Origin of the sequence: Zobellella denitrificans (assembly GCF_002237365.1) — a bacterium.
Classification (GTDB): Bacteria; Pseudomonadota; Gammaproteobacteria; order Enterobacterales; family Aeromonadaceae; genus Oceanimonas; species Oceanimonas denitrificans.
The window spans coordinates 1-5574 of sequence record NZ_NMUO01000146.1; the positions used below are offsets into that span (position 1 = coordinate 1).

At 66.5% G+C, this 5574-nt stretch carries 3 protein-coding genes; all 3 read left to right on the forward strand.

Annotation, left to right across the window (positions count from 1 at the left end; all coding sequences use genetic code 11):
• A partial coding sequence (gene dnaE, locus CGX12_RS18620; RefSeq protein ID WP_094041373.1) for a DNA polymerase III subunit alpha occupies nucleotides 1-2385 on the forward strand: 2385 nt, incomplete at its 5' end.
• A gap of 9 nt (nucleotides 2386-2394) precedes the next feature.
• Complete coding sequence (gene accA / locus CGX12_RS18625; RefSeq protein ID WP_094041374.1) at nucleotides 2395-3351, forward strand: acetyl-CoA carboxylase carboxyl transferase subunit alpha; 957 nt, start codon at nucleotides 2395-2397, stop codon at nucleotides 3349-3351.
• Between the two features lie 379 nt (nucleotides 3352-3730).
• Nucleotides 3731-5574, forward strand: a 1844-nt coding sequence (locus CGX12_RS18630; protein WP_303396188.1) for a ligand-binding sensor domain-containing protein, incomplete at its 3' end; no start/stop codon positions are given.

Sequence of the window (5574 nt, forward strand, 5' to 3'; positions counted from 1 at the left end):
GGGGCGGGATCCCTGGTGGCCTATGCGCTCAAGATCACCGACCTGGATCCGCTCGAGTTCGACCTGCTGTTCGAACGCTTCCTCAACCCGGAGCGGGTGTCGATGCCCGACTTCGACATCGACTTCTGCATGGACAGGCGCGACGAGGTCATCGACCACGTGGCCGAGCTGTACGGCCGGGAGGCGGTGAGCCAGATCATCACCTTCGGCACCATGGCCGCCAAGGCGGTGGTGCGCGACGTGGGCCGGGTACTGGGCCACCCCTACGGCTTCGTCGACCGTATCTCCAAGCTGATCCCGCCGGATCCGGGCATGACCCTGGCCAAGGCGTTCGAGGTCGAGCCCAAGCTGCCCGAACTCTACGACCAGGACGAAGAGGTCAAGGCGCTGATCGACATGGCGCGCAAGCTGGAGGGGGTGACCCGCAACGCCGGCAAGCACGCCGGCGGCGTGGTCATCGCGCCCACCAAAATCACCGACTTCTCGCCGCTCTACTGCGACGAGCACGGCCGCAACCCGGTCACCCAGTTCGACAAGAACGACGTGGAATACGCCGGCCTGGTGAAGTTCGACTTCCTCGGCCTGCGCACCCTCACCATCATCGACTGGGCGCTGGGCATGATCAACCCCAGGCTGGCGAAGGAAGGCAAGCCGCCGGTGGACATCGCCGCCATCCCCATCGACGATAAGGATTCGTTCAAGCTGCTCAAGCGCCATGAGACCACGGCGGTGTTCCAGCTTGAATCCCGCGGCATGAAGGACTTGATCAAGCGGCTGCAGCCGGACTGCTTCGAGGACATGATCGCCCTGGTGGCCCTGTTCCGACCGGGGCCGCTGCAGTCGGGCATGGTGGACAACTTCATCGACCGCAAGCACGGGCGGGAAGCCATCTCCTACCCGGACGAGCAGTGGCAGCACGAGTCGTTGCAGCCCATCCTCGAGCCCACCTACGGCATCATCCTCTACCAGGAGCAGGTGATGCAGATAGCCCAGGTGCTGGCCGGCTACTCCCTGGGCGGCGCCGACCTGTTGCGTCGGGCCATGGGCAAGAAGAAGCCGGAGGAGATGGCCAAGCAGCGCGCCGGCTTCGAGGCCGGTGCCGTGGCCAACGGCATCGACGGCGAATTGGCGATGAAGATCTTCGACCTGGTGGAGAAGTTCGCCGGCTACGGCTTCAACAAGTCGCACTCCGCCGCCTACGCCCTGGTGTCCTACCAGACCCTGTGGCTCAAGACCCACTACCCGGCCGAGTTCATGGCGGCGGTGATGACCGCCGACATGGACAACACCGACAAGGTGGTGACCCTGGTGGACGAATGCCAGCGCATGGGGCTTTCCCTGTTGCCGCCGGACGTCAACTCCGGTCGCTACCGCTTCACCGTCAACGAGGACGGTCATATCGTCTACGGCATCGGTGCCATCAAGGGAGTGGGCGAGGCGCCCATCGAGGCCATCCTCGAGGCGCGGGAGCAGGGCGGGCCCTTCCGGGATCTGTTCGACTTTTGCAACCGGGTCGATCTGAAGAAGCTCAACAAGCGGGTGATGGAAAAGCTGATCCTCTCCGGCGCCATGGATCGGCTGGGCCCGCACCGGGCCTCGCTGATGGCGACCCTGGAAGAGGCGATGAAGGCCGCCGACCAGCACGCCCGCGCCGAGGCCCTGGGCCAGGGCGACATGTTCGGGGTGCTGGTGGAGGAAGAAAACATCGAGCATGCCTTCGCCGACGTCGCGCCCTGGCCGGACCAGGTGTGGCTGGAAGGGGAGCGGGACACGCTCGGGCTCTACCTCACCGGCCATCCCATCAACCAGTACGCCAAAGAGCTGCGCCACTACACCGGTGGCCGGCTCAACGAGGTGCAGCCCACCGGGCGGGATCGCAGCACCACCGTGGCCGGGCTGGTGATCGCCGCCCGGGTGATGACCACCAAGCGCGGCAACCGCATGGGCATCCTCACCCTGGACGACAAGTCAGGCCGGCTGGACGTGACCCTGTTTTCGGATGCCCTGGATCGCTATGAGTCTTTGCTGGAAAAGGATAAAATCCTGGTCATCAGCGGACAGGTCAGCTTTGACGACTTCTCCGGCGGACTTAAAATGTCGGCACGGGAAGTGCTAGACATCAATGAGGCGCGCGAGCGGTTTGCCCGCGGGCTACAGTTGAACATCGACAAAAGCCAGATCGATCAGGGCTTTTTCACCCAATTATTGGACATTCTCACGCCGGTGAGGGCGGGAGTCTGTCCTGTTCGAGTGACCTATCACAGACCGGGAGCACGGGCGCAGCTTCAGCTTGGAACCGAATGGCGGGTAACCCCCACCGATCAGATGCTGGAAGCGCTGAAACAGTTGCTGGGTCGGGATAAGGTCGAACTGATTTTTGAATAGAGGGGACCTATGAGCCACCATTTTCTGGATTTTGAACAACCCATCGCAGAGCTTCAGGCCCAGATTGAAGAACTCCGCCACGTCAGCGAAGGTGACGGCCTGGACATCGACCTGGACGAAGAAGTCCGGCGCCTGGAGATGAAGCGGGACGAACTGACCCGCAAGGTGTTCAGCAACCTGGGGCCCTGGCAGATCTCCCAGCTGGCGCGCCACCCGCGCCGCCCCTACACCCTGGACTACATCGAGCTGATGTTCGGCGAGTTCGACGAGCTGGCCGGTGATCGCGCCTACGCGGACGACAAGGCCATCGTCGGCGGCGTGGCCCGCTTCGAGGGCCGCCCGGTGATGGTGATCGGCCAGCAGAAGGGTCGGGAGACCAAGGAGAAGATCAAGCGCAACTTCGGCATGCCCCGCCCCGAGGGCTACCGCAAGGCGCTGCGGCTGATGGAAATGGCCGAGCGCTTCAAGATGCCGATCCTCACCTTTATCGACACCCCCGGCGCCTACCCGGGCGTGGGCGCGGAAGAGCGCGGCCAGTCCGAGGCCATCGCCCGCAACCTCAAGGTGATGGCCGGGCTCAAGACCCCCATCGTCTGCACCGTGATCGGCGAAGGCGGCTCCGGCGGCGCCCTGGCCATCGGCGTGGGCGACCGGGTCAACATGCTGCAGTATTCCACCTATTCGGTGATCTCGCCGGAAGGCTGCGCCTCCATCCTGTGGAAGAGCGCCGACAAGGCCTCGGTGGCGGCGGAAGCCATGGGCATCACCGCCGGCCGTATCCACGAGCTGAAACTGATCGACAACGTGGTGGAAGAGCCCATGGGCGGCGCCCACAGCAACCCGCCGCTGATGGCCGAGCGGCTCAAGGCCCGCCTGCTGGCGGATCTGAATGAGCTGGACGCCCTCGACACCGACACCCTGCTGGAGCAACGTTACCAGCGGCTGATGAAATACGGCTACTGCTGATTTGGGGCGCGGGTGGCCCGCCTGCGCTCCAAAACGGCCTGCGCCTTGAATGCCGGGGCAGTGCACGCCCTGGGGCGCGGGCGGCCCGCCCGCATGGAACCTTGCACCCAGGCCGAGAGTCCCCGCTGTGCTCCTGTTGTAGGGTCGAATTTATTCGACCGGACCACGGCGCCGGTGGCGGGACGGTCCACTAAAGTGGACCCTACGGTTGGAGGTGTTTGTAGGGTCGAATTTATTCGACCGGACCACGGCGCCGGTGGCGGGACGGTCCACTAAAGTGGACCCTACGAGTTAGAAATGCAAACGAGCCGCCTGCGCTCCAGGCAAAGTGCCCCCAAGCGGCTCGAACGTATTGGACCAGAGGTATGAAGTTCTCGCCATGAAGCTCAAGATCCCGCCGCCTCTCCTTCGGCGATGCAACCGGCTCCTCGGCCTGCTGCTGCTATTGTCATCCTCCCTTTCTGCCGCCCAGGCGCCGCTTTCCCACTACTACCAGGACACCTGGACCACCCGCAACGGCCTGCCCTACAACTCCATCAACGCCATCGCCCAGACCAGCGAAGGCTACCTGTGGTTTGCCACCTGGGAAGGGGTGGCCCGTTACAACGGCCGGGAGTTCAGGGTGTTCGAGCGGGGCGAGCACACCGGCCTGCCCGACTCCGGGCTGCGCAGCCTGACGCCGGACGGCCAGGGCGTGCTGGTGGCCGGTGCACGGGGCGGCGTCAGCCGCTACGAGCAGCAGCGCTGGACGGCCGAGCCGCCGGTGGCCGCCATGGTCAACCATGTGCTGCGCGACCGCCGTGGCCGCTTGTGGTTCGCCACCGAGGGCGAGGGCATTTATATGCGCGACGGCGGGGGCGAGCACCACTACGGCGTGGCCGAGGGCCTGCCCGGGGCCGGGGTCTACCGCCTGCTGGAAGACGACGACGGGCGGATATGGGCCGGCACCTCCCAGGGCCTGGCCTGGATCCGGGACGGCGAGGTGGCCGTGGTGCCCGGGGTGCCGCCGGTGCCGGTGCTGGCCCTGCTGCACGACGAGCGGGGGCGCCTGCTGATCGGCTCCGAGCAGGGGCTCTATGTGTGGGAGGACGACAGCGCCCGGCCCCATTCACCGGCCCTGGCCGGGGAGGCCGTCAGCAGCCTGCTGCTGGATGATGAAGGTTCCCTCTGGCTGGGTACCATCGACCGGGGGCTGGTCCGGGTCAGCCGGTTTGGCCTGGAGCGCCTGGGGCTGGCGCAGGGGCTGCCGGACAAGCGGGTGGTGTCGCTGTTCCAGGACGCCGAGCGCAGCATCTGGGTGGGCACCAATGGCGGCCTGCTGCGGCTGCGCGACGCCCCCTTCACCAGCTACACCCAGGACGACGGCCTGGCCGGCAACTATGTGCGCACCGTGCTGGCCCACAGCGACGGCTCGGTCTGGGTGGGCAGCAGCAACGGGCTCAGCCAGATCCGCGGCGACAGCATCACCAGCCTGCCGCTGCGCCTGCCCGATGGCGGCATTCCCTCCGTGCTCAGCCTGGCCGAAGGCCGGCGAGGCGAACTGTGGGTGGGGACCTATACCCATGGCCTGTTGCGGCTGCAGGACGGAGAGCTGGCGGAGATCCTCGACCGGGAGAGCGGCCTCGGCGCCAACGAGGTGCGGGCCGTGCTGCCGGCCCGGGACGGCAGCCTCTGGGTGGGCACCGCCAAGGGGCTGAACCGGCTGGCGGAGGACGGCATCCGCACCTATACCCAGGCGGACGGCCTGCCCGGCGACTTTGTGATGAACCTGTTCGAGGCGGTGAACGGCGATATCTGGGTGGGGACCGGGGTGGGGGCGGCCCGGGTGCGCGACGGCACCGTCACGCCGCTCTACCTCAACAGCCAGGAAAACGCCGAGTATGCCTTCGGCTTTTACCAGGAGCCGGATGGCCGCCACCTGTGGATGGCCACCGACCGGGGCCTGCTGCGCTACCGCTACCGGGACGGCAGCCTGGCGGTGGTGGGGCGCCGGCACGGCCTGCCGGTGGAGAAGATGTTCCAGCCCGTGGCGGACCGGCTGGGCGGGCTCTGGCTGACCACCAACAGGGGCATTATCCGCATTGAGCAGGCCGATGCCCACCGGGTGGCCGACGGCGAGCTGGCGCAGGTTGGTTTCGAGCTGTTCGGGGAAGGGGACGGCATGGCCAGCAGCCAGGCCAACGGCGGCTCGGGCCCGGCGGCGGTGCAGGCCGCCGACGGCAG